The organism is Pseudomonas medicaginis, from assembly GCF_965119365.1.
Taxonomy (GTDB): Bacteria; Pseudomonadota; Gammaproteobacteria; order Pseudomonadales; family Pseudomonadaceae; genus Aquipseudomonas.
Window position 1 is genome coordinate 4,688,421 of record NZ_OZ221631.1, and the last position, 24,209, is coordinate 4,712,629.

Sequence of the window (24,209 nt, forward strand, 5' to 3'; positions counted from 1 at the left end):
AAGCTCACGCCCACAAAAAGGACTTGTGCAATTCCCTGCGGGAGCGAGCTTGCTCGCGATGACGTTTGCACATCCAACCTCAATGCAACTCAAGCCAACAGCGCGCTGATCCAGCGGACCTGCCGGGCAATGTCTTGTCGCTTCTCTTCCGGCACGGCCTGCCGCGCCTTGGCGAAGCTGGCCAGGGTCTTTTGCTTCTGGCGCAGCAGGCGTTGCCACTTGGCCAGGAAGGTCGGGGTTCGTGCTTGCAGTTGCAGCGGGCCGAAGTACAGCTCCTCGGCGGTGTACGTCACTGGCCCGGCGCGCTCGGCGACGATGATCTCGTAGTAGAAGCGGTTTTCCCGCAGCACTTCCTCGCAAAGGATGCGGTAGTCGTTTTCCATCAGCCATTGGCGCAGCGGTTGTTCGCCGCCATTGGGTTGCAGTATCAACCGCTCGTGCCCGCTCAGCCGTGCTTTGCCGCTGTCCAGAATATCGCGGATCGTCTCGCCGCCCATGCCGCAGAGGCTGATCGCCGTGATCCCGTCTTCCGGCTCGATTGCCGCCAGGCCATTGGCCTGGCGCACGCTGATCCACTGTTCCAGGCCATTCTCGCCCACGGTGCGTTCGGCGGCGCGCAACGGCGTCAGCGCCACCTCGCCCGCCACCGCCGTCGCAATGACGCCACGGCGCAGCAAGGCCACCGGCAAGTAGGCGTGATCCGAGCCGATATCGGCCAGGCGCGCGCCCGTCGGCATATGCGCCGCCACACGCTCCAGGCGCATGGACAAGGTCTGTTCGTTCAACGGCAATTCCCTGGGTTAATCGTAGAACGGCTCGACTGCCGTCCGACTGCCGACAAAGAAGCTGTCCGCCACCAACCGCAGTGGCTGCAGGTCCATGTCGCTGGTTTTGTCGTTGATCAGTTGCTGGAAATGTCGATACACCGCCGCGTATTCGCCCTCCTCGGATACGGCCTGACGCACGCCGTCGATGCTCAACAGTGCACCGCCGTTGTCCAGGCGCAGGACGCCTTCGGCGCAGCGAATCTCGATGCTCCAGAGCTCGTCATGACCATGGTCGAAATCGAATTCCGCACGAATATCGAGGTGGCGCGCGTCGGCCATCTTGATGCTGGCGGCAATCGGCGACTGGCAGTTCTCCGGTACGCGCAACTCGGCGGACGCCACGAACAGCGGCAACGCCAGCAGATGGGTCACAATCGACAAGGCATTGATACCCGGATCGAAGACGCCCAGGCCGCCGGGTTGCCAGATCCATGCCTGGCCGGGGTGCCACTTGCGCACGTCTTCTTTCCAATCGATCTGCACGCTCTGCAAGGTGCGACTCGCCAGCCAGTCACGGGCGGCTTCGATGCCCGGCGCGTAACGCGAATGCCAGGCGAACAGGCCGCTGACGCCTTGCTCGCGGACCTGCTCCACCAATGCCATGGCTTCACCCAGCGTGGCGCACGGCGGTTTTTCCACCAGCACGTGTTTGCCAGCCGCCAGCGCCTGCTGCACCAGGGCGAATCGACCTTGTGGCGGTGTGCAAAACGCAATGGCATCGACCTGCGGACCGTTTTCGAGCAGTTCGCCCAGGGAGCGGAAGTTCTCCACCCCGGCGCAAGGCTGCCCTTGCGTGGCGACCGCCACCAGTTGGAACGCGGGGTTGGCGTGGATGGCTGGAACGTGTTGATCCTGGGCAATCTTGCCGTAGCCCACCAGCCCGAGACGAATCGGTTGCATCGATGACTCCTGATTTTTGTACTTGTGATCGGGCAGCAAACTAGACGCAAATCGCTTGGCGGACAATGGGGGGGGCGCGCAGTATCTACCCGATTGCCCTGCCCTGCGCCGCAAAGGCATCAGCTACGCCGCGGCTAACGGACGCCCGTCACAACGTTGGTCACCCGGTCGTAGAAGGGCTCCAGCCGCTCACGTGGCGCATCGTGCTCCACCACCAGGGCGGCGACTTCCTCACAAGAAACCACCTGATAATGAGCAACGCTGGACAGCTTTTCGTTGGTCACCGCGGTAATCACTTGCCCACTCGCCGCCACCACTGCGCGCTTGAACTCCGCGTCCTCCAGACCGAATGCCGTGACCCCATTGTCCGGATCGATGGCGCAGGCACCGAGAAAACACACGTCAAAACTGAACTGGCGCAATTGCTCCACTGCCGTCAGCCCGATCACACCACCCGCGATTGGATTCAGACGCCCCCCCAGGAGGATGACTTCGGCACGGGGTAGTTTCATCAACTGCACCGCAATCAACGGCGAGTTGGTGGAGAGGGTCAACTGAAGGCGCGGATCGATGGCACCAGCAATCGCCAGGTTGGTCGACCCGGCATCGATGAACACGTGCTGGCCGGCGCGCAGCAATGCAGCGGCCGCTTGGCCGAGGCTGCCCTTGCGTGCCGGGTCTTTACGCACCCGTACATCCAGCGACCCTTCGGCAGCCGGCACAAGTATCGCGCCGCCATAAACACGCTTGCACACCCCCGCCGCTGCCAATGCCCCCAGGTCACGCCGGATCGAGTGTTCGGACACATTGAATTCGTTGGCCAGATCTGCCGCGATCACCCGGCCATACCGGGCGAGACGCTCGCTGATCAATTGCTGGCGTTCACCGGGGAACGCTTCGTGAGGAGAAGTCATGATGCTGAAACCTGCATAAACGAGCACTAATGATCACAAACGAGCAAATAGTGCCGCTTATGCAGCGAGGCGTCAAACCCGCTCGTTCAAGCGGGCTGCCAAACGATAAAGATCAAGCGGCCCCAGGGACATTCGTGCCCATACCCAATGGCAGGAAAGGTTGAATCTCGTCGATTTCCTCGGCACTGAGACGCAGCTGTGAACCGGCAATCAGTCCATCGACCTGCGTGGCACGGCGAGCACCGACGATGGCCCCAGTCACCACCGGCTTGCGCAGCACCCAAGCGATGGCAACTGTCGCCGCGCTCACCCCGTGTCTTTCGCCAATACCAGCCAAAACTTCGACCAGCGCCAGGTTCGCACTCAAGCGAGGCTCCTGAAAGTCCGCGCTTCGGGCCTTGCGCCAATCGTCATCGGGCAATTGGGCGATGCGCTCGCGCGTCATGCTCCCGGAAAGCAGCCCCGATTGAAGGGTGGAATAGGCCAGGACACCCATTCCGGCCTCCTCGCAAAATGGCAGGACGTTCTCCTCGATGTCTCGCATCAGGGCTGAATAAGGCGGTTGGAGAGAGACGATCTCTGTCACCGCCTGGGCCCGCTGGAGTTGCGCGACATCGAAATTGGACACGCCGATAGCGCGAATTTTTCCCTGTTCGCGGGCGGTGGCCAACGCCGAAAGCGCACTCTCGATTCCTTCGCTACTGCCATCGGCAGGAAAGGCCGGCCAGTGGATCTGATAAAGGTCGATGGTTTCGACTTGCAGCCGGCGCAAGCTTGCCTCGACCTCGGCCAGCAGCGATTGAGGCGCCAGCGAATGCGAGATCGCTTTGGTGACCGGGTCCCAGACCAGGCTGCCCTTGGTGAACACCAACGGACGTCGTGAAGCTGGCACCCGACGCAACAATTGCCCAACCAGTTGCTCGGCATGGCCCAAACCATAAACCGCCGCGGTATCGATCCAGTTCACACCGCGTTCGACGGCATATTCAAGAGCACCCAGGCTGTCCTCGTCGTCCTGCGCGCCCCAACTGTATTCCCAGCCGGTGCCGGCAATGGCCCAGGTTCCCAGGCCAATGGGTGAAATCAGCAAGTCCGATGATCCAAGACGATTCTTTTGCATAGCGAGTTCTCCACAGATGATGTGAGCCAGTATCCGCGAGCGATCTCATGACGATAAGATGGGTAATCGTATTTAAACTACTGAACAGCATTCATGAGTCAGCACCCCGATCTTTCCGAACTGGATGCCTTCGCGGCCATCGCTCGCCACCGCAGCTTTCGCAAGGCCGCCGACGAGCGTGGCGTTTCGGCTTCTGCCTTGAGTCACGCGATGCGTGCACTGGAAGCACGCCTGGGGGTCAGGCTGCTCAATCGAACCACGCGCAGCGTGACCCCGACCGAGGCCGGCCACCAGCTACTGGCAACGCTAGCCCCGACCCTGCAACAGGTTGCCGATGCACTGGCGCAACTGACATCAATGCAGGAAGTGCCCGCCGGCAAGCTTCGCCTCAACGTGGCGCGTCCGGCCGCGCGTGCGGTATTTGCGAAAGTGCTCGCGCCATTCGTGGCCAGGTATCCACGTATTCACCTGGACCTGGTCACCGATGATGGCTTGACCGACATCGTGAACGGTGGGTTTGACGCCGGCGTGCGTTTTGGCGAAAGCCTGGCTGGCGACATGATCGCCGTCCCTGTCGGCCCCCCTCAATCATACGTGACCGTCGCCTCACAGGCATATCTGGCCGCTAAGGGGATCGTCCAGGCTCCACGCGACCTGCTCGACCATGCCTGTATCGCACGACGTTTTCCCAGCGGCAAACTCTATAACTGGGAGTATCAGGCAGAAGGGCAACCGATGCGCTTGTCCGTCACCGGCCCACTCATTCTTGAAGACGATGCGCTGATGATCCAGGCAGCAAAAGATGGCGCCGGGATTGCCTACGTCTACGAGGAACTGGTGCGCGATGACATCCGCAACGGACATCTCATGGAACTGCTTGCGCAATGGAGAGCACCGCCAAGCCGGTTTTTTCTCTACTACCCCAGCCGACGCCATGTGCCACCGGCCCTGAAAGCGTTCATCCAGTTCATCCGGGCGGATGATGGGCCAACCTGAAACCGGCAGGCAAAAAAAGCCCCGCGACCGAGGACGGTGCGGGGCAAGGGAATTGGTTGGTTGCGGCCAACCAAAGGAGCACGGTGAAAAGCGTTTACGGGCCGGTCAGATGCATTCCTGTGCGGCGCGTTCAAAACTCGAAGGCAGGAGGTTGGAGGCCAGCAAATGTCGCTCGTAGATGAATACCTTGCCGCCGCTGCCGGCCTTGTAGGCTTCCAGCACGTTGTCCGCCGAGACTTTGCTCGGCACCACGATGCGGTAGCTGCGCTGGGTCTGCGAGACCATCGGGTTCAAGGCGTTGCCCTGCAATTTCGGTACGACGCATTCGGCGTATTGGGCCGGCGTCTTGCTGGTCTGCAAGGTCAGGGTCGGGTCGTTCGGCGCCGAGGCACAACCGACCAGCAACAAAGGGGAAAACGCCAGGGGAAGCAAAAATAAAGAGCGCATCGATCGGGTCCTGAAAACAAAAATCCTGGTTCTTCAAGCAGCGCAGAGGGCGCCGCATGTTCGATGGCGCTGATTTTCCGATGATTACGGCCAAAGCAGAACTTGCGTTTCGTAATGGTCACTATTACTCATAGCGATAGTTGTGGGCCGTACGGTCGACCGGACACACGATAATCACAGATCAATGAGGGGCTCCCATGCGAACGTTTGACCTGATCCGCGACGCGGTATTGCCCGATTTCCGCGAGCGCGTGGCCGAGTACCTGGTCCAGTACGAAAGCGTCCTCCTGCGCGAGGCCCCCCCCGATCCGGAACTGCGGCGAGCCATCGCCAATCAGCTACGCGGTTATCTGCGGGGGCTGAATACCACGCGGGTTTTGGGCATGGCGGATTGGGAGGAGCTGGATCGGCGGGTGGTGAACACGTGGCTTCAGGGCGAACAGTGAGCCGGAACTGAAGCGGTTCGGCAGTGGGTCAGTGAGCGGCCCCATTGGCCCCCTGCTGATATTCCCGAGGCGTGCAGCCGAATTCTCGGCGAAACACCGTGTGCAGGTATTGCGCCGATTTGAAGCCGCAATCCTGGGCGATGTCGGCAATCGGCGCGTCGGTGTTTTCCAGTCCGTTGGCGGCGGCGGCCAGTTTGAAGCGCAGGATTTCGTCGTGGACACTGCAACCCCGCGCCTTGCGAAAGTGCGCTTCCAGCGATGAGCGCGATACTCCCACATAGGCCGCCACCTGGGCCGTCTTGATGCCCTGGCAGGCGTATTGGCGGATGAAGAGCAGTGCCTGCATGACATAAGGGTTGCCCAACGGTTGATGCAGGCTCGAGACCTGTACATTGATCGCATCCGGCGGAACCAGGATCTGGGTGCCCGTGGACGGCATGCCGTGCAGCATTTGGTGGAGCAGGCGTGCGGCGGTGCGGCCCATGGTCTCGGTACCCTGGATCACCGAGCTCAGCGGCACCCGCGTCAGGCTGCGGGTCAGGGGGTCGTTGTCGATGCCAATCAACGCCACTTCCTCCGGCACGGCGATTCCGGCGGTCAGACAGGCCTGCAACAACTGCCGGGCGCGGGCGTCGCTGACGGCGATGATGCCGATGGGTTTGGGCAGGCTTTGCAGCCAGGCGATCTGCTGCTCGACGGCGCTGTCCCACAGCGGCGCGCTGGTGCCCATGCCGCGATAGACCTCGGCGTGCAGGCCATCGCGCTGCACCAGTCGGCGAAAGGCTTTTTCCCGTTCCTGGGCCCAGCGATTGGCTTGGGCTTCAGGCAGGCTGAAACAGGCGAAACGGGTCAGCCCGGCCTCGATCAGGTGCTCATAGGCCAACCTCATCAACGCGTCATTGTCGGTGGCGACATAGGGAATGCCCTTGGGGTAGGCGCGTTCATCCTGATAGGAGCCGCCCACCGCCACCACCGGCAGCTTGATTCCGGCCAGCGCCTCGCCAATCAGCGGGTCGTCGAAGTCGGCGATGATCCCGTCACCCTGCCAGCGTTCGATGCCTTTCAAGCGGCAGAGAAAATCCTCCTCGAGGAACAAGTCCCAGGACGCGCGCGTGCTGCTCAGGTAGTTGCCGATGCCGCTGATGATGCCGCGGTCGTAGATCTTGCTGCCGTTGAACAACAGGGCAATGCGGTGAACGGGCGGGACGGTTTTCATTGGTTTAACCCTGGGCCGATGCACACAGACTAGGCGCGCCAGCGATGAACCTCAATACTCAAAATCGAACGCCCTGTTGGTGATTTTCATAATCAGCAGCCTCGGGGCCGGCGTTAGTATCGAGACATCGCCAAGAATAAAAAGGAACTCGCCCATGTCGTACTTCCCCGCTGTCGACAAGATTCGCTACGAGGGCCCCGCCAGCGACTCGCCGCTTGCCTTCCGTCACTACGACGCCAACAAACTGGTGCTCGGCAAGCCCATGCGCGAGCACCTGCGCATGGCGGTCTGCTACTGGCATACCTTCGTCTGGCCGGGGTCGGATGTGTTCGGTGCCGGCACGTTCAAGCGCCCATGGCAACACGCCGGGGATCCGATGGAAGTGGCCATCGGCAAGGCCGAAGCGGCCTTCGAGTTCTTCTCCAAGCTGGGCATCGACTACTACTGCTTCCACGACACCGATGTCGCCCCGGAAGGCAGTTCGCTCAAAGAGTACCGCGAACACTTCGCCCAGATGGTCGACCACCTGGAGCGCCATCAGGAAGAGACCGGGATCAAACTGTTGTGGGGCACCGCCAACTGCTTCAGCAACCCGCGTTTTGCCGCCGGCGCCGCCAGCAACCCGAACCCGGATGTGTTCGCCTGCGCCGCCGCCCAAGTGTTCAGCGCCATGAACGCCACCCAGCGTCTCAAAGGCTCCAACTACGTGCTGTGGGGCGGTCGGGAAGGTTATGAAACCCTGCTCAATACCGACTTGAAACGCGAGCGCGAGCAACTGGGTCGTTTCATGCGCATGGTGGTCGAGCACAAGCACAAGATCGGCTTCAAGGGCGACCTGCTGATCGAACCCAAGCCCCAGGAACCGACCAAGCACCAGTACGATTACGACAGCGCCACGGTGTTCGGCTTCCTGCAGCAGTTCGGCCTGGAAAACGAGATCAAGGTCAACATCGAAGCCAACCACGCGACCCTGGCCGGACACAGCTTCCATCACGAGATCGCCACGGCCGTCTCCCTGGGCATCTTCGGCAGCATCGACGCCAACCGTGGCGATCCGCAGAACGGCTGGGACACCGACCAGTTCCCCAACAGCGTCGAGGAAATGACCCTGGCTACCTATGAAATCCTCAAGGCCGGGGGCTTCGGCAACGGCGGGTTCAACTTCGATTCCAAGGTCCGGCGCCAGAGCCTGGACGATATCGACCTGTTCCACGGCCACGTCGCCGCCATGGACGTCCTCGCCCTCGCCCTGGAGCGCGCGGCGGCCATGGTGCAGAACGATCAGTTGCAACAGTTCAAGGACCAGCGCTATGCCGGCTGGCAGCAACCGTTTGGCAAGGCGGTACTGGCCGGCGACTTCAGCCTTGAATCGCTGGCCGAGCACGCCTTTACCAACGAGCTGAATCCCCAGGCCGTCAGCGGTCGCCAGGAGATGCTCGAGAACGTGGTCAATCGGTTCATCTACCCCTGACAAATGTGGCGAGGGATTTATCCCCGCTGGGCTGCGAAGCAGCCCCCCGGAAGAACAAACTGATTTGTCTGCCCCACCAGAGAGGCCGTTACATTCTCGCGACAAATCTGTGCCCACGGCGCCCTGCGACGTTCTACAGTTCTACCCGGTATCACGCTCATCGTCAGGCAGTGTCTTTCAAACAACAATAAAAGGACGCACCACATGAATACATTCAAACGTACCCTGCTCGCCGGCGCCCTCGCCCTGCTCTCGCTTCCCGTCATGGCCGATGCGACCCATCCGAAAATCGGTTTTTCCATCGATGACCTGCGCCTGGAACGCTGGTCGCGGGACCGTGACTACTTCGTCGCGGCGGCGGAAAAACTCGACGCCAAGGTCTTCGTCCAGTCCGCCGATGCCAACGAGCAGAAGCAGATCTCACAGATCGAAAACCTGATTTCCCGTGGCGTCGATGTCATTGTCATCGTGCCGTTCAACGCCACCGTGCTGACCAACGCCGTCGCCGAAGCCAAGAAGGCCGGGATCAAGGTCGTGTCCTACGACCGCCTGATCCTCAATGCCGATATCGACGCCTACATTTCCTTCGATAACGAAAAGGTCGGCGAGATGCAGGCCAGCGGCGTGCTGAAAGCCGCGCCCAAGGGCAATTACTTCCTGCTCGGTGGCGCGCCCACGGACAACAACGCCAAGGTCCTGCGTGAAGGCCAGATGAAAGTGCTGCAACCGGCCATCGACAAGGGCGACATCAAGATTGTCGGCCAACAGTGGGTGAAGGAATGGAACCCCACTGAAGCCTTGAGCATCGTGGAAAACGCCCTGACCCGGAACGACAACAAGATCGATGGCATCGTCGCCTCCAACGACGCCACCGCCGGCGGCGCCATCCAGGCCCTGGCGGCACAGAAAATGGCCGGCAAGGTGCCGATCTCGGGCCAGGACGCCGACCTCGCGGCGGTCAAGCGCGTGATCGATGGCACCCAGACCATGACCGTCTACAAGCCACTGAAACTGATCGCCTCCGAAGCCGCCAAGCTCTCGGTGCAACTGGCACGCAACGAGAAACCGACCTTCAGCTCGCAATACGACAATGGCAGCAAGAAAGTCGACACCATCCTGCTCACCCCCACGCCGCTGACCAAGGACAACATCGACCTGCTGGAAAAGGACGGTTTCTATACCAAGGCGCAGATCGCCGGGCAGTGACCTGACCAGTCAATCAAGCCCCCTGTGGGAGCGAGCTTGCTCGCGATGACGGCAGCACATCCAACATTGATGCAAGCTGAACCACCGCTATCGCGAGCAAGCTCGCTCCCACAGGTCACATGGCTTGACCGCCTGCCCCTGCTGATGTGTGAGCCCTTTTCCACGAGCCTTTGCCATGTCCGACTACCTGCTGCAAATGACCGGCATCGTCAAAACCTTTGGCGGTGTCAACGCCCTGAACGGCATCGATATCAAGGTCAGGCCCGGGGAGTGCGTCGGCCTGTGCGGTGAAAACGGCGCGGGCAAATCCACGCTGATGAAGGTGCTGTCTGCGGTCTATCCCTACGGCACCTGGGACGGTGAAATTCTTTGGGACGGCCAGCCCCTCAAGGCGCAGTCCATCAGCGAAACCGAAGCCGCCGGGATCGTCATCATTCACCAGGAACTGACCCTGGTCCCCGACCTGTCGGTGGCCGAGAACATCTTCATGGGCCACGAGCTGACACTGCCCGGCGGACGCATGAACTACCCGGCGATGATCCACCGCGCCGAGGCCCTGATGCGTGAACTCAAAGTGCCGGACATGAACGTCTCGCTACCGGTTTCGCAGTACGGCGGTGGCCACCAGCAATTGGTGGAAATCGCCAAGGCCCTGAACAAGCAGGCGCGGCTGCTGATTCTCGACGAACCCTCCTCGGCCCTGACCCGCTCGGAAATCGAGGTGCTGCTGGACATCATCCGCGACCTCAAGGCCAAGGGCGTTGCCTGCGTGTACATCTCCCACAAGCTCGATGAAGTGGCCGCCGTGTGCGACACCATCTCGGTGATCCGCGATGGCAAACACATCGCCACCACCGCCATGGCGGACATGGACATTCCCAGGATCATCACCCAGATGGTCGGGCGGGAAATGAGCAACCTCTACCCCACCGAACCCCACGATGTCGGCGAGGTGATTTTCGAGGCACGCCACGTCACCTGCTACGACGTCGACAACCCCCGGCGCAAACGGGTCGACGACATTTCGTTCGTTCTCAAGCGTGGAGAAATCCTCGGCATCGCCGGGTTGGTCGGCGCCGGCCGCACGGAACTGGTGTCGGCACTGTTCGGCGCCTACCCAGGTCGCTACGAAGGCGAAGTCTGGCTGGGCGGCCAACGAATCGACACGCGCACGCCGCTCAAGTCGATTCGCGCCGGCCTGTGCATGGTTCCCGAAGATCGCAAGCGCCAAGGCATCATCCCAGACTTGGGGGTGGGCCAGAACATCACCCTGGCGGTACTGGACAACTACGCGAAATTGACCCGCATCGACGCCGAAGCCGAACTGGGCAGCATCGACCAGGAAATCGCGCGCATGCACCTCAAGACCGCGAGTCCGTTCCTGCCGATCACCAGTCTTTCAGGTGGCAATCAGCAAAAAGCCGTGCTGGCCAAGATGCTCCTGACCAAACCCCGGGTGCTGATCCTCGACGAGCCGACCCGCGGCGTGGATGTCGGCGCCAAGTACGAGATCTACAAACTGATGGGCGCGCTAGCGGCCGAAGGCGTGTCGATCATCATGGTGTCCTCGGAGCTGGCCGAAGTATTGGGGGTTTCCGACCGCGTTCTGGTGATCGGCGAAGGCCAATTGCGCGGTGACTTCATCAACCACGAACTCACCCAGGAACAGGTGCTCGCCGCCGCGCTCAGCCATCCCGATGGCCATCACCCTAATGATCGGAAGTCCGCGTAGATGAATCAGTTCAAACAACTTTTTTCCCGCTACAAAATGCTCGCCCTGATGATCGCCGTGGCGGTGATCTGGCTGTTCTTCAGTTGGCAGACCGACGGTGGGTTCGTGACCCCGCGCAACCTTTCCAACCTGCTGCGGCAGATGTCCATCACCGGGATCCTCGCCTGCGGCATGGTGCTGGTGATCATCAGCGGCGAGATCGATTTGTCGGTGGGTTCGTTGCTTGGGCTGCTCGGTGGCCTGGCGGCGATTCTCGACGTGGTCTATCACATTCCGCTGCTGGCGAACCTGAGCCTGGTGGCCCTGTGCGGGCTGGTGATTGGCTTGGGCAACGGCTACATGACCGCCTACCTGCGCATTCCGTCATTCATTGTGGGGCTGGGTGGCATGCTCGCGTTTCGCGGCGTCCTGCTGGGGGTGACCGGCGGCACCACCATTGCCCCGGTGTCACCGGAACTGGTCTACGTAGGCCAGGGTTACTTGCCGCACACCGTCGGGACCGGGCTCGGTATCCTGCTGTTCGCCCTGACGCTGTTCCTGACCTGGAAACAGCGGCGCAACCGTGCCCTGCATGGCCTGGCGGCTCACTCACTGGTCCGTGACGTGGTGCGCGTGGTGGTGATCGGCGCGGTGCTGGCGGGGTTCGTCTACACCCTCAACAGCTACGACGGCATCCCGGTGCCGGTGCTGCTCCTGCTGATCCTGCTGGGGGTATTCAGCTACGTCACCAGCCAGACCGTGTTCGGCCGACGTGTCTATTCGGTGGGCAGCAACATGGAAGCCACGCGCCTGTCCGGCATCAACGTGCAAGCGGTGAAGCTGTGGATCTTCGGCATCATGGGCGTGATGTGCGCCCTCGCCGGCGTGGTCAACACCGCACGCCTGGCCGCCGGTTCACCCTCGGCCGGCAGCATGGGCGAACTCGACGCCATCGCCGCCTGCTTCATCGGCGGCACCTCCATGCGCGGCGGCTCCGGTACGGTCTACGGCGCCCTCCTCGGCGCGCTGGTGATCACCAGCCTGGACAATGGCATGTCCATGCTCGACGTGGATAGCTACTGGCAGATGATCGTCAAAGGCAGCATTTTGGTACTGGCGGTGTGGGTGGACGTCAGTACGCGGGTTGGGCGACGTTGAGGGGTCTCATCATTTGCTGGCAGGCGGTAGTCATCGCCCTCCGGCTTGATGAACTGGGAGGAAGCCTGCGGTTGGGGTCGCGCTGTTCCCCAGGGAACTGCCCATGCCACCACGGGGCTGTCGCTAGAGGGCACCCTGTGCCCCCATGTGGCGAGGGGGATTTATCCCCGCTGGGCTGCGAAGCAGCCCCAAAACCAGGCACCGCGCTGCAACCGGTGAACCGCGTTGGCCGGTTTACGACGGCTGCGCAGCCGAGCGGGGATAAATCCCCTCGCCACAGGGGACCATGTCCTGCTGATCGACACCCACGCCCCGCTGCCCGAACTGCCTGGAATACCGCTTCGCGAGCAAGCTCGCTCCCACAGAGGATTGTGGTGACTGCGAGGTCTGGAAAACGACTCGCTCCCACAGGTTTCAACTGACGGGCATCAGAACCAGGTTTCCATCTGTATGCCGTACTGCCAGACACCGCCGGCGTTGAAGTCCGTCTTGCCGAAGGAATCCGTGGTGCTGTACCTGTCCAGGTCCGATGACCAATTCATGACGCTGGCGAACAGGCGCAGCTCGGGGCGTGTAAGCAGATCGCCCAAATCAGGCTTGAAGGTCGGGGCGACCGTGAACTTCCAGAAGTTGCCGTCGACCGCATTGCGTTGCAGGTAGCCCTTGGGGTCGAGCTGCATGGTTTGCCAACTCATCTCGTAGGCCATCTCGAAATTGCTGTTGATTTCGTTGGCCAACCGCACGTTCAGGGTCATCCAGCGGTAGTCGTCGCCCTTGACGTAGCGATCCTTGCTTTGCTCGGCCAGCAGGCTCGGGCCGATGCGCCAGTCGGATGCCAAGGGCGTCTCGCCATACAGCGCCACACGCAGCGCACGGGCGTCGTCGATCAGTTCGCCATCGGCGCCGACGTTCTTGACCTCTGCCCCCAGACCCTGGCCATAAAGCAGTGCCGTCTTGAAGAAGCCTTCGCGGCCGAAAAAGGTCTTCTGGTGATTGGCGATCATGCTGTGCAAGCCGGAATCGGCCGGCGTCAGCCCCGCTTCGTTGGTGCGGGTAGCAAAGTCGTTTTTCTTCGAGCCGATGGCGTTGAACATCCATTGCCACTGCCCACCGTCGAAAAACTGGTTGGACGTCAGGATGTAGCTTTCCACATCGGCATTGACGCCGCCCTCGCTGAAATCCCCGTAGTTGCGCCCCATCAATGAGTAATTCGAACGCCAGTCCTTGGTCATCTGCACGTCGTAGATGCCACCGCCGGTGCCGGCCAGATAGACCACGTCGGAGTCCAGCCAGTGGATGTCGAAATTGTCCCTGTCGAAGCGCTTGCCGGCCCACAGGGTGGCGTTTTCGAACATCGAGTTGCCCTTGAATGCCGCGAGGTGATCGAGTTCGGTGAACACCTGGCGCACGTTCAGGTTGCTTTCCTCGGCGGTCCAGTCATTGGAACTTTCCACGCCATCGGCGATGGACACCGTGAACTTGGAGTGGGTGCCGTTCTGCGCGTACTGCTCTTTCAACAGGTCGATGCGCATGTAGGTGTCGTCCTCGTTGCCGAGTCGCCCGACGGCGCCCCCGACAGAACCTGCCGGGGTGGTGTACGGACCGCCACGACCACCGCCCAACCCATCATTGATCAGCAACCCGGAGCGTGCGTAGCCCTTGAAGCTGAAGCCGTCGGTAAGGTGTGCGCCACTGCCCTGCTTCTCCGTGCTTTGCTGGCTGGCTTCGAGTTTTGCCAGGCGAGCATCGAGCGTGGGGACCGTAGCGGCGGACACCACCGGTTGCATGGCGGGCGTGGCGAGTTTGAGTTGCTGCAACTCCCTGGCGAGTGCCTGGGTTTGTTGTTCGGCGGCGGCGGCGCGTTTTTCCGCTGCGCTGGCACGGGCCTCGAACGCGGCCATGCGTTCCTCCAGCGTCGCGGCCTGAGAAGTGGTCGCCGAGGCGCCGAGCACGCCTGCGAGTAGCCAGCTTGATGCTTTCTGCATGTGGATTTTCCCTGTTTTGTTTTTATTGTTCGGTTGCCGCGACCGGCCTTTTCCGCCCAGGTTCTGAATTGTCAAACCGAAGGAAAAAAAGGATGCCTCATCGCAAATACACTGTTACATTTGGCGATGTTAACGTTAACTTTTCTAAAAACAAAAATAAAGAGGGCTTTATGAAACAGCTCAAATCGCTCCTTCCAGCGGCACTGCTCGGCCTGTGCGTCGGGTTTCCATCCCTCTGCACCGCCGCCAGCCTGACGATTTCCTGCGGCGCCGTGGGTGCGGAATTACAACTGTGCAAGGAGGCTGTCGAGCAATGGTCGAAGCAGACCGGCAACAGCGTCGAAGTGGTTTCCACGCCTAACTCGGCGACCGAACGGTTGTCGTTCTACCAACAGATCCTCAGTGCGCAATCCAGCGACATCGACATCATCCAGATCGACATGGTGTGGCCGGGAATGTTGTCCAAGCACTTGATGGACCTGCGCGAGGTGCTTCCTGCCAACGCGACCCAGGGTTACTTCCAGGCCCAGGTGGACAACGCCACGGTGAACGGGCGCCTGGTGACCATGCCGTGGTTCACAGACTCGGGGCTGCTGTATTACCGCAAGGACCTGCTCGATAAGTACAACAAGCCCGTGCCCCAGACCTGGGAAGAAATGACCACCACTGCCAGGGCTGTCCAGCAGGCCGAACGCGATGCCGGGAACGCCAATGCCTGGGGTTATGTGTTCCAGGGACGCGCCTACGAAGGCCTGACGTGTAATGCCCTGGAGTGGATCAGCAGCCATCCGCAAGGCGGGCTGGTCAACGCCCAAGGCGACATCGTGGTCAACAGCCAGGCCTCGAGGGCAGCGTTGACCCTGGCCAAGAGCTGGGTCGGCGACATCGCCCCCCGTGGCGTGCTCAATTACACCGAGGAAGAAGGACGCGGCGTCTTCCAGTCCGGCAATGCGGTGTTCATGCGTAACTGGCCTTATGTCTGGGCCCTGGTGCAAAGCCAGGACAGCGCCGTGAAGGACAAGGTCGGCGTCGCCCCCCTGCCCCGCGGCGGCGCCGAGGGCACCCATGCGTCCACCCTCGGCGGCTGGGGCCTGGCGGTGTCGCGCTACAGCGCCAACCCCAAGCTCGCCGCAGAACTGGTGAGTTACCTGAGCAGCGCCCAACAACAGAAACACCGCGCCCTGGTGGGTGCCTACAACCCGGTGATCGAGTCGCTGTACCAGGATCCCGAGTTGCTCGCGGCCATGCCGTACTACAGCCAACTGCGCAGCATCCTCAATGATGGGGTCATGCGCCCTGCTTCAATCACCGCCGACCGCTATCCACGGGTCTCCAATGCTTTCTTCGACCAAGTGCACGGCGTGCTGGCGGACGAACGGCCGGTCGATCAGGCGCTGGCCGAACTGGAAAGCGAACTCACGCGCATCAAACGCCGGAACTGGTAAGCCACAAGGAAGGAAATCACCATGTCTGTCTCCACTACACTCGCCCCCGGCGACGACGAGTACCTGCTCACTCGGGAAACGCCGGTACAACGCCGCCGCGTTCGCGCCGCCTGGCTGTTCCTGAGCCCGATGTTGTTGTGCCTGGCCCTGGTGGCGGCCTGGCCGCTGCTGCGCACATTCTGGTTCAGCCTGACCGACGCCAGCCTGGCCGACACGGGCGATGCAACCTTTGTCGGCTTGAGCAATTATCTGTTTCACAGCAGCGCGGGCTGGTCGGGCATCCTGGTCGATCCACAGTGGTGGAACGCGGTGCGCAACACCTTGCATTTCACCGTGGTGTCGGTGGGATTGGAAATCGTACTGGGGCTGATGGTGGCGTTGCTGCTGAACGTCAAGTTCACCGGACGCGCGCTGGTGCGGGCGTTGATCCTGATCCCCTGGGCGATCCCGACCATCGTCTCGGCGAAAATCTGGTCATGGATGCTCAACGACCAGTTCGGCATCATCAATCACCTGATGCTCGGCCTCGGCCTGATCGATGCGCCCCTGGCCTGGACAGCCGACGCGGACCTGTCGATGTGGGCAGTGATCATCGTCGACGTCTGGAAGACCGTGCCTTTCGTCACGCTGCTGATGCTGGCGGCCTTGCAGATGTTGCCCAGCGACTGCTACGAAGCCGCCAGGGTCGATGGCATTCATCCAGTGAACGTGTTCTGGCGGGTCACCCTGCCGCTGCTGATGCCGGCCTTGCTGGTGGCGGCGATCTTTCGCATCCTCGATTCCTTGCGGGTGTTCGACGTCATCTATGTGCTGACCTCGAACTCATCGAGCACCATGAGCATGTCGGTCTACGCCCGCCAGCACCTGGTGGAATTCCAGGACGTCGGTTACGGCAGCGCCGCTTCGACCTTGCTGTTTCTGGTCGTGGCGGTAATCGCCATGGCGTACCTGTACCTCGGACGCCGTCAGTTGGAGGTTCGTTCATGAGCTCGCGCCTGCTGAAAAAAGCCCTGCTGCGCGCCGGGTTCTGGTGCCTGATCGGGATCTTGCTGCTGTACGCAGTCTTCCCGTTCTACTACGCCATCGTGACGTCGCTGAAGCCGTCCAGCGCCTTGTTCCAGGTGAGCTACTGGATCGATAACCCCGACTTCTCCAACTATGCCGCCGTGTTGAACCAGGCTTCGTTCCTGCGGGCCATCGGCAACTCGCTGGTGGTGGCGCTCTGTGTGGTCACGCTGGCGCTGTTCCTCAGCCTGACCGCCGCCTATGCCCTGGGCCGGGTGAAGTTTCGCGGGCGCGGCCCGGTGCTGATGATGGTCCTGGGCGTCTCGATGTTTCCCCAAGTCGCGGTGCTGTCGGGGTTGTTCGAAGTGATCCGTGCCCTGGGCCTGTACAACACCTCTTGGGCGTTGATCCTGAGCTACACGATTTTCACCCTGCCCTTCACCGTCTGGGTGCTGACCACCTTCATGGGGCAACTGCCCCATGAGTTGGAAGAGGCCGCCATCATGGACGGTGCGTCACCCTGGGTCACGCTGACCCGCGTGCTGTTGCCGCTGCTCTGGCCGGCACTGGTCACCACGGGGCTTCTGGCCTTCATCGCCGCCTGGAACGAGTTCCTGTTTGCCCTGACCTTCACCCTGACCGACTCGCAACGCACGGTCCCGGTCGCCATCGCGCTGATTTCCGGCGGCAGCCCCCATGAGTTGCCTTGGGGCTTGTTGATGGCGGCGTCGGTGCTGGTCACGGTGCCCTTGGTGATTCTGGTGCTGATCTTCCAGCGCCGCATCGTTTCCGGCCTCACTGCCGGCGCGTTAAAGGGTTGAGGCCCAACACAGACAAGAAAGGAACAGCATCGTGATCAAGTTGAAGCTGGACAACGTGAACAAACAATTGGGCGGCGCACGCATTCTTCGCGACGTCAGCCTGGAAATCTCGGCGGGTGAATTCGTGGTTTTCGTCGGCCCTTCGGGCTGCGGAAAGTCGACCTTGCTGCGGCTGATCGCCGGACTGGATTCGATCTGTGACGGCGACATGCTGATCGACGGACGCCGGGTCAATGACCTGGAACCGCGCGAACGTGGCGTCGGCATGGTGTTCCAGTCCTATGCGCTGTACCCGCACATGAGCGTCTACGACAACATCAGCTTCGGCCTCAAGCTGGCCAAGACCGAAAAGACCAGCCTGCGCGAGCGGGTGCTGAAAACCGCACAGATCCTGCAATTGGACAAACTGCTGCAACGCAAGCCAAGGGAGCTGTCGGGGGGCCAGCGCCAGCGGGTGGCCATGGGCCGGGCCATGGCACGGGAGCCGGATATCCTGTTGTTCGACGAGCCGCTTTCCAACCTGGACGCCTCCCTGCGCGTGCAGATGCGCAACGAAATCGCCCGGCTGCATGGGCGACTGGGCTCGACCATGATCTACGTGACCCATGACCAGGTCGAGGCAATGACCCTGGCCGACAAGATTGTCGTGCTCAATGGCGGCCGCATCGAGCAAGTCGGCTCACCGCGGGAACTCTATGAGCGTCCGGCCAGCCGTTTTGTCGCCGGCTTCCTGGGGTCGCCCAGAATGAACTTCATCGCGGCGTTCCTGCATGCGCCAGGCGAAACCAGCCAGGTTGAAAGCCTGGTGTTGGGTATCACTTCGCTGCCCGTCGACAGCTCGGGCCTGGCGGCCAATACGCAGCTGAGCCTGGGGATTCGTCCCGAACATATCGCCCTCAAGGCGGCACAGGGAACGGCCGGCCTCGTGGTGAGCGGGGTCGAATACCTGGGGAGTGAAACCTATGTGCACCTCGACACCGGCCAGGACGAACCCATGGTCTGTCGTTGCGAGGTCAACGCCGGATGGCGGGTCGGCGATCGGGTCGAGCTGCAACTGGCCATCGACCATCTGCACGTGTTCGACGACCACGGCACGGCGTTGAAACGCTGTGCCATCGACAGCCCGTCCGGTGACGTCGCCCTGCGCCCGGCACATGCGGGCGCCCTATGACTGTGTCCTTGAATAACCTGAGCAAGCCCATGCCCGTCTCTCTCGAACATGCGCAACAGGCCCTGAGTGATGGCCTGTCTCGCCTGATCCACGACTATCGACCCGCCTATCATCTGGCTCCGCCAGTGGGTTGGATGAACGACCCTAACGGGGTGGTGTTTTTTCGTGGCGAGTACCACGTGTTCTACCAACACCACCCCTTCGACGCCAAATGGGGCCCGATGTACTGGGGCCACGCCAAGAGCGCCGACCTGGTTCATTGGCAGCACCTGCCCATTGCCCTGGCGCCGGGCGATGACTTCGACCGCGACGGTTGTTTTTCCGGTAGCGCGGTGGTCTGTGGCGACACCCTGGCACTGATCTACACCGGGCACACCTGGTTGGGAGAGGTGGGCGACGAACGCCTGATCCGCCAAGTCCAGTGCCTGGCCACCAGTGTCGACGGCGTCCGATTCGTCAAGCATGGCGCCATCATCGAGCACGCGCCCCAAGCGGCGATCATGCACTTTCGCGACCCCAAGGTCTGGCGGGAGGATGACCATTGGTACCTGATTGCCGGGGCGCGACTGGGCGACACGCCGCTGCTGCCGCTGTACCGCTCCACCGACCTGCACACCTGGGAGTTCCTCGACTACGTGTCCAGTGGCAATGAGGGCGATGGCTACATGTGGGAATGCCCGGACCTGTTTCGCCTCAACGGGCGCGACGTACTGCTGTATTCCCCCCAGGGCATGCAACCAGAGGGTTACGAACGGCTCAACAAGTACCAGACCGGTTATCGCATTGGCCAGCTCGACAGCGAATGGCACTTCACCGGCGGGCCGTTCATCGAGCTGGACAACGGCCACGATTTCTATGCCGCCCAAACCTTGGTGGCCGCCGATGGTCGGCGCCTGGTGTGGGCCTGGCTGGACATGTGGGAAAGCCCGATGCCGAGCCAGGCCCATCACTGGTGCGGCATGCTCGGCTTGCCCCGCGAGCTCGAACTGCAGGGCGACCGCCTGGGCGTGTTTCCGGCACGGGAACTGACCGCGCTGCGCCAGGCGCCGCTGCCGAGCGTCGCACCGTGGGGCGAGTCGGGCAGTTGCTGGGTGCCGCAAGTGAAGGGCGACAGGCTCGAAATCCATGTGCATCTGGATCTGCTCGACTGCACCGAAGGCCACCTGGGCATCGCCTTGCGCTGCAGTGCCGATGAGCAGGAACAAACCCTGCTGTACTACGATGCGTCACTGCAACGCCTGGTGCTCGATCGCAGCCGCTCGGGTGCGCAAGTGAGCGGTCAGCGCAGCGTGTCGATTGAGCCGACGCAAACACAACTGCACCTGCGGGTGTTTCTCGATCGCTCGTCCATCGAGGTGTTCGAGGAAAGCGGCCGCTTCAGCCTCAGCAGTCGCCTCTATCCCCGGCCCGACAGCCTCGGGGTGAAACTGTTGGCGAACGGGACTGGCGGGCGCGTCGCTATTCCCAAGGCGTGGCCGCTGGACTCGGGTTGGCTGTGAGTACCGTCATTCGAGTCGCGAGAAGCCCAGGGCCTGTGTCATGATTCTGCGTCAACCTGACTGGCCGCACTTCGCATGACTTCCGTGAAAGACGTTGCACAGCTGGCCGGCGTATCCCTGATGACGGTTTCGCGCGCGCTCAACACGCCGGAAAAACTGAGCCCCGAAACCCTTCAGCGGGTACGTCGCGCCATTGAGGAACTGCAATTCGTACCGAGCCTGTCGGCGCGCAGGATGCGCGGCGACAACCTGCAGGCGCGCACCATCGGTGTGTTCGCACTGGACACCGCGACCACGCCGTTTGCCGTCGAGTTGTTGCTGTCCATCGAACAGACCGCGCAGCAGGCTGGCTGGAACGTCTTCATCCTTAACCTGCTGAGCAACCCGCCCACCGACCAGAACATCGACCTGATGCTGTCGCACCGCCCCGACGGGTTGATCTTCAGTGCCATGGGGTTGCGCCAGGTGAGCATTCCCGAGCGACTCAAGAGCAAACCGCTGGTGCTCGCCAATTGCCTGGCCGATGACCGCCAACTGGTCAGTTATGTGCCGGATGATGAAGCCGGGCAGCACCGCGCCATGCACCATGCCTTGAGCCAAGGCTATCGGCGCCCGCTGTGTATCAATCTACCGAGGAAGAGTGTTGCCTGGCGCCTGCGCCAACAAGGCCTGCACCGCGCCTGCCAGGCATTCGGCCTGGGGCCGGAAGCACTTCTGCAATACGACCTTTCCGATCACGATGCCTACGGTGAAACCGCCGCGATTCTCGACCGGCATATCGTTGGCGGCCGCCCGCAATTCGACATCCTGGTCTGCGGTAACGACCGCATTGCCTTTTGTGCCTATCAACTGCTGTTGGGCCGCGGCCTGAAAATCCCCGGCGATGTCGCGGTACTCGGCTACGACAACATGATCGGCATCGCCGAACTGTTCATGCCGCCCCTGACCACCGTGCAGTTGCCATACTACGAGATTGGCCGCCAAGCCGCACTGCACCTGATCGAGACGCTCGAACTCACGGGCACCCAGCCCGTGGATTGCCCGCTGGTGGTCAGGGCGTCGCTATAGGACCAAGCGGTATCCGTCAAGACTGCGGCGCGGGCAATGGCGGCAGTGAGGCGATGATGCGAGCGCGACAGACCTCGAGGATTTCATCGGCCAGCGCCGAATCGTCCGGGCAGGACCGCGACAACATGATCGCGCCGACGGCATGGGCCAACATGTCGAGCATTTTCGTCCTGATCTCTTCCTGCGGCGTGTCTTGCCCGTTCTCGTATTGGCTTTCGAGCGCCGCCAGCGTGCTTTCGATGCCGTTGGCAAACGTCGCCTTCAACCCAGGCGATTGACGGGCAGCGTCCCCGCACAATGCCGCCAGGGTACAACCGCCGCCCGGGCCGTCACGGTGATCCCTGGACACGTAAAGATTGACGAACTCAGGCACACCGACACCTGCACTGTTGGTCAGCGATTGCGCAAGGCTGCTCGCGGCCGCTTCGGCCATCAGGTCAGCCTTGGAGCCGAAATGCTTGTAGAAACCGCCATGGGTGAATCCGGCGGCTGCCATCAAGTCCGCCACACCCACGCCGTCAAAGCCTCGCTCGCGAAACAAGACCGAGGCGGTCTCGACGATGTGCTCCCGATTTGCCTGGGCCTGGGCCTTGGTCACCCGCATTTTTCACTCCCTCGTGCTGCTCGAAAATCATGCTCACATCATACATAGATGTCGAGCATAATCAAATTCGTTGACAGTTTAGATTTCGATCATCATCCTAATGAAACGCCGCACTCGCCTCGGCAGGCTGCACGCAACGCTTATCCAAACATACGGAACAAGACGCCATGACCGACCAGAATCTGTTCACGCCCTACACGCTGGGCAACCTCACGCTTTCCAATCGAGTGGTCCTCGCACCGCTGACACGTAACCGCGCGGGGCAAGGTTTTGTACCGAGCGAGTTCGCGGCCACTTATTACAGCCAGCGAGCGTCAGCCGGCCTGCTGATCTCCGAGGCGTCACAGATTTCCCAGCAAGGCCAGGGTTATCAGGACACCCCCGGGATCTACACATCGGCGCAGATCGACGGCTGGCGCACGGTCACCGATGCCGTGCATGCCAAAGGCGGGCGGATTTTCCTGCAACTGTGGCATGTCGGCCGCGTTTCCCACGTCGACCTCCAAGCCAATGGTGCGGCGCCAGTGGCCCCTTCCGCTCTGCGTCCGGCGACCAAGGTATTCGTCAACAATAGCTTCGAGGACGTTTCCGAACCGCGAGCGCTGGACATCAGCGAGTTGCCCGGGATCGTCAACGATTTTCGCCAGGCGGCAGCGAACGCCATCGCCGCGGGATTTGACGGCGTAGAGATCCATGGTGCGAACGGCTATCTACTCGACCAGTTCCTCAAGGACGGCGCCAACGTTCGCACCGATGCCTACGGCGGCTCGATTGAACATCGCGCTCGCCTGCTGCTGGAAGTGACCGCGGCAGTGGTGGAAGAAATCGGCGCCGAACGCACCGGCCTGCGCATCTCGCCGGTGTCACCGGCCAATGGCGTGTCCAGCAGCGCTCCGCAGGCCCAGTTCGACTACCTGGTCGACCAGCTCAACGCCCTCGACATCGTTTACCTGCATGTGGTCGAAGGCGCGACCGGTGGGCCGCGCGACGTTGCGCCCTTCGACTTTGGTGCCTTGCGCCAGCGCTTCAAAAACACTTACATCGCCAACAACGGCTACGACCTGGACCTGGCTACCTCACGCCTCGTCGAAGAAAAGGCTGACCTGATCGCCTTCGGCCGGCCGTTCATCGGCAATCCGGACCTGGTGGAGCGGCTCAAAACCGGTTCGCCTTTGTCGGCATTCAATCCCGCTACCCTCTACGGTGGTGGTGCGACGGGCTACATCGACTACCCAACGCTCGCTGAATCCAGCGCGCAGTAACACTGGCCAGACCCGACTGCGCGCCTGAACAACAGCGCGCGACTCGCTCATCAATACCTTGAAGAAGAGAATCTCCATGGACACTCGCACTACTGTTCTCATCACTGGCGCCTCCACCGGTATTGGCGCTGTCTATGCCCAACGCTTTGCGCAACGCGGACACGATCTCGTCCTGGTGGCCCGCGACAGCGCGCGCCTGGAAACGCTGGCCGCCAAGCTGCGCAGCGAACACAACGTTGTCGTCGATATTCTCCAGGCCGACCTGACCCAGATCGGCGATCTGACAACCGTCGAAGCCCGGCTGCGCGACGACGCCCGCATCGGCATCCTGGTCAATAACGCCGGTGCCGCCCAGTCCGGCAGCTTCATCGAGCAATCGACCGACGGCGTCGCGCACCTCGTGTCGCTCAACACCACCGCACTGGTTCGGCTGGCCAGCGCCATCGCCCCACGCCTGGTCAAGGCGGGTGACGGTGCGATCATCAACATCGGCTCCGTCGTTGGCCTGGCACCGGAGTTCGGTATGTCGGTCTATGGGGCGACCAAGGCGTTCGTGTTGTTCCTCTCCCAGGGACTCAGCCTGGAACTCTCTCCGAAAGGCGTCTACGTACAAGCCGTCCTGCCGGCCGCCACCCGTACCGAGATCTGGGAGCGCGCGGGCATCGATATCAACACCCTGAATGAAATCATGGAAGTCGGTGACCTGGTCGATGCCGCGCTGGTCGGTTTTGACCGTCGCGAGCCGGTGACCATCCCGCCCTTGCAGGAAGCGGCACGCTGGGACGCCCTGCAGGCAGCGCGCCAAGGTTTGCTCGGACAAATCAAACAGTCCCAGGTTGCCGAACGCTACCAAGACCCGGCCTGATCATCGTTCAGCGGACGCCGGCGCGAGCAAGCGCCGGTCTTTCCTGATGCCTGGCCGGGTGATCAGTCCGCT

Annotated in this window: 22 protein-coding genes; 14 read left to right on the top strand and 8 right to left on the bottom strand. The window is 61.8% G+C overall.

The features are described from left to right. Positions 1-89: 89 nt before the first annotated feature. The 4 genes from ACMTA2_RS20230 to ACMTA2_RS20245 form a co-directional block, all read right to left on the bottom strand. On the bottom strand, positions 90-785 hold the full coding sequence (locus tag ACMTA2_RS20230; RefSeq protein ID WP_413791464.1) for a tRNA (adenine(22)-N(1))-methyltransferase: 696 nt from the start codon (positions 783-785) through the stop codon (positions 90-92). Positions 786-800: 15 nt separating this feature from the next. Further along, positions 801-1,727, bottom strand: a complete 927-nt coding sequence (locus tag ACMTA2_RS20235) for a Gfo/Idh/MocA family protein (RefSeq protein WP_413791465.1) — start codon at positions 1,725-1,727, stop codon at positions 801-803. Positions 1,728-1,861: 134 nt separating this feature from the next. Further along, positions 1,862-2,641 (bottom strand): DeoR/GlpR family DNA-binding transcription regulator, encoded by a 780-nt coding sequence (locus tag ACMTA2_RS20240; protein ID WP_413791466.1) that lies wholly within the window; start codon positions 2,639-2,641, stop codon positions 1,862-1,864. 112 nt (positions 2,642-2,753) lie between these two features. After that, entirely contained in the window at positions 2,754-3,761 is a 1,008-nt protein-coding gene (locus tag ACMTA2_RS20245; protein ID WP_413791467.1) for an aldo/keto reductase, read from the bottom strand. Positions 3,762-3,854: 93 nt separating this feature from the next. On the opposite strand from ACMTA2_RS20245, the gene ACMTA2_RS20250 reads away from it, so the two are divergent. After that, positions 3,855-4,757, top strand: a complete 903-nt coding sequence (locus tag ACMTA2_RS20250) for a LysR family transcriptional regulator (RefSeq protein WP_413791468.1) — start codon at positions 3,855-3,857, stop codon at positions 4,755-4,757. A 105-nt stretch (positions 4,758-4,862) separates the two neighbouring features. Here the strand turns inward: ACMTA2_RS20250 and ACMTA2_RS20255 are convergent, their stop codons facing one another. After that, positions 4,863-5,204, bottom strand: a complete 342-nt coding sequence (locus ACMTA2_RS20255; protein ID WP_413791469.1) for a hypothetical protein — start codon at positions 5,202-5,204, stop codon at positions 4,863-4,865. Positions 5,205-5,401: 197 nt separating this feature from the next. Between ACMTA2_RS20255 and ACMTA2_RS20260 the strand changes: the two genes are divergently transcribed. Continuing rightward, positions 5,402-5,650, top strand: coding sequence for a hypothetical protein (locus ACMTA2_RS20260; RefSeq protein ID WP_413791470.1), 249 nt, complete (start codon positions 5,402-5,404; stop codon positions 5,648-5,650). A gap of 28 nt (positions 5,651-5,678) precedes the next feature. On the opposite strand, the gene ACMTA2_RS20265 is transcribed toward ACMTA2_RS20260, so the two are convergent. Then, entirely contained in the window at positions 5,679-6,866 is a 1,188-nt protein-coding gene (locus ACMTA2_RS20265) for a XylR family transcriptional regulator (RefSeq protein ID WP_413791471.1), read from the bottom strand. 154 nt (positions 6,867-7,020) lie between these two features. On the opposite strand from ACMTA2_RS20265, the gene xylA reads away from it, so the two are divergent. From xylA to ACMTA2_RS20285, 4 genes are all read left to right on the top strand, one after another. Further along, complete coding sequence (xylA, locus tag ACMTA2_RS20270) at positions 7,021-8,337, top strand: xylose isomerase (protein ID WP_413791472.1); 1,317 nt, start codon at positions 7,021-7,023, stop codon at positions 8,335-8,337. A 204-nt stretch (positions 8,338-8,541) separates the two neighbouring features. After that, positions 8,542-9,543 carry a D-xylose ABC transporter substrate-binding protein gene (xylF, locus tag ACMTA2_RS20275; protein WP_413791473.1) on the top strand — a complete coding sequence of 334 codons (1,002 nt, stop codon included), beginning with the start codon at positions 8,542-8,544 and terminating at the stop codon, positions 9,541-9,543. Between the two features lie 175 nt (positions 9,544-9,718). Next, positions 9,719-11,275, top strand: coding sequence for a D-xylose ABC transporter ATP-binding protein (gene xylG / locus ACMTA2_RS20280; protein WP_413791474.1), 1,557 nt, complete (start codon positions 9,719-9,721; stop codon positions 11,273-11,275). Next, positions 11,276-12,412, top strand: coding sequence for a sugar ABC transporter permease (locus ACMTA2_RS20285; RefSeq protein WP_413791475.1), 1,137 nt, complete (start codon positions 11,276-11,278; stop codon positions 12,410-12,412). A 428-nt stretch (positions 12,413-12,840) separates the two neighbouring features. Here the strand turns inward: ACMTA2_RS20285 and ACMTA2_RS20290 are convergent, their stop codons facing one another. Continuing rightward, positions 12,841-14,397: a carbohydrate porin gene (locus ACMTA2_RS20290; RefSeq protein WP_413791476.1), complete on the bottom strand. Its 1,557-nt coding sequence runs from the start codon at positions 14,395-14,397 to the stop codon at positions 12,841-12,843. Between the two features lie 170 nt (positions 14,398-14,567). Between ACMTA2_RS20290 and ACMTA2_RS20295 the strand changes: the two genes are divergently transcribed. The 6 genes from ACMTA2_RS20295 to ACMTA2_RS20320 all read left to right on the top strand — a co-directional run bounded on the left by ACMTA2_RS20295 (position 14,568) and on the right by ACMTA2_RS20320 (position 21,406). Then, positions 14,568-15,842 (top strand): ABC transporter substrate-binding protein, encoded by a 1,275-nt coding sequence (locus tag ACMTA2_RS20295; RefSeq protein ID WP_413791477.1) that lies wholly within the window; start codon positions 14,568-14,570, stop codon positions 15,840-15,842. A 21-nt stretch (positions 15,843-15,863) separates the two neighbouring features. Beyond that, on the top strand, positions 15,864-16,829 hold the full coding sequence (locus ACMTA2_RS20300) for a carbohydrate ABC transporter permease (protein ID WP_413791478.1): 966 nt from the start codon (positions 15,864-15,866) through the stop codon (positions 16,827-16,829). After that, on the top strand, positions 16,826-17,668 hold the full coding sequence (locus tag ACMTA2_RS20305; protein ID WP_413791479.1) for a carbohydrate ABC transporter permease: 843 nt from the start codon (positions 16,826-16,828) through the stop codon (positions 17,666-17,668). The genes ACMTA2_RS20300 and ACMTA2_RS20305 overlap by 4 nt, the downstream gene beginning before the upstream one ends. Before the next feature lie 31 nt (positions 17,669-17,699). Beyond that, positions 17,700-18,839, top strand: a complete 1,140-nt coding sequence (locus ACMTA2_RS20310) for an ABC transporter ATP-binding protein (protein ID WP_413791480.1) — start codon at positions 17,700-17,702, stop codon at positions 18,837-18,839. 29 nt (positions 18,840-18,868) lie between these two features. Further along, complete coding sequence (locus ACMTA2_RS20315) at positions 18,869-20,338, top strand: glycoside hydrolase family 32 protein (RefSeq protein ID WP_413791481.1); 1,470 nt, start codon at positions 18,869-18,871, stop codon at positions 20,336-20,338. 75 nt (positions 20,339-20,413) lie between these two features. Beyond that, positions 20,414-21,406, top strand: coding sequence for a LacI family DNA-binding transcriptional regulator (locus ACMTA2_RS20320; protein ID WP_413791482.1), 993 nt, complete (start codon positions 20,414-20,416; stop codon positions 21,404-21,406). A 16-nt stretch (positions 21,407-21,422) separates the two neighbouring features. On the opposite strand, the gene ACMTA2_RS20325 is transcribed toward ACMTA2_RS20320, so the two are convergent. Beyond that, positions 21,423-22,010: a TetR family transcriptional regulator gene (locus tag ACMTA2_RS20325; RefSeq protein ID WP_413791483.1), complete on the bottom strand. Its 588-nt coding sequence runs from the start codon at positions 22,008-22,010 to the stop codon at positions 21,423-21,425. A gap of 167 nt (positions 22,011-22,177) precedes the next feature. Between ACMTA2_RS20325 and ACMTA2_RS20330 the strand changes: the two genes are divergently transcribed. Together ACMTA2_RS20330 and ACMTA2_RS20335 are read left to right on the top strand one after the other, a co-directional pair. Next, positions 22,178-23,272, top strand: coding sequence for an alkene reductase (locus ACMTA2_RS20330; protein WP_413791484.1), 1,095 nt, complete (start codon positions 22,178-22,180; stop codon positions 23,270-23,272). A 76-nt stretch (positions 23,273-23,348) separates the two neighbouring features. Next, the gene (locus ACMTA2_RS20335; RefSeq protein WP_413791485.1) at positions 23,349-24,137 is read left to right on the top strand and encodes an SDR family NAD(P)-dependent oxidoreductase; all 789 of its coding nucleotides are present in this window, start codon (positions 23,349-23,351) and stop codon (positions 24,135-24,137) included. Positions 24,138-24,209 lie beyond the last annotated feature (72 nt).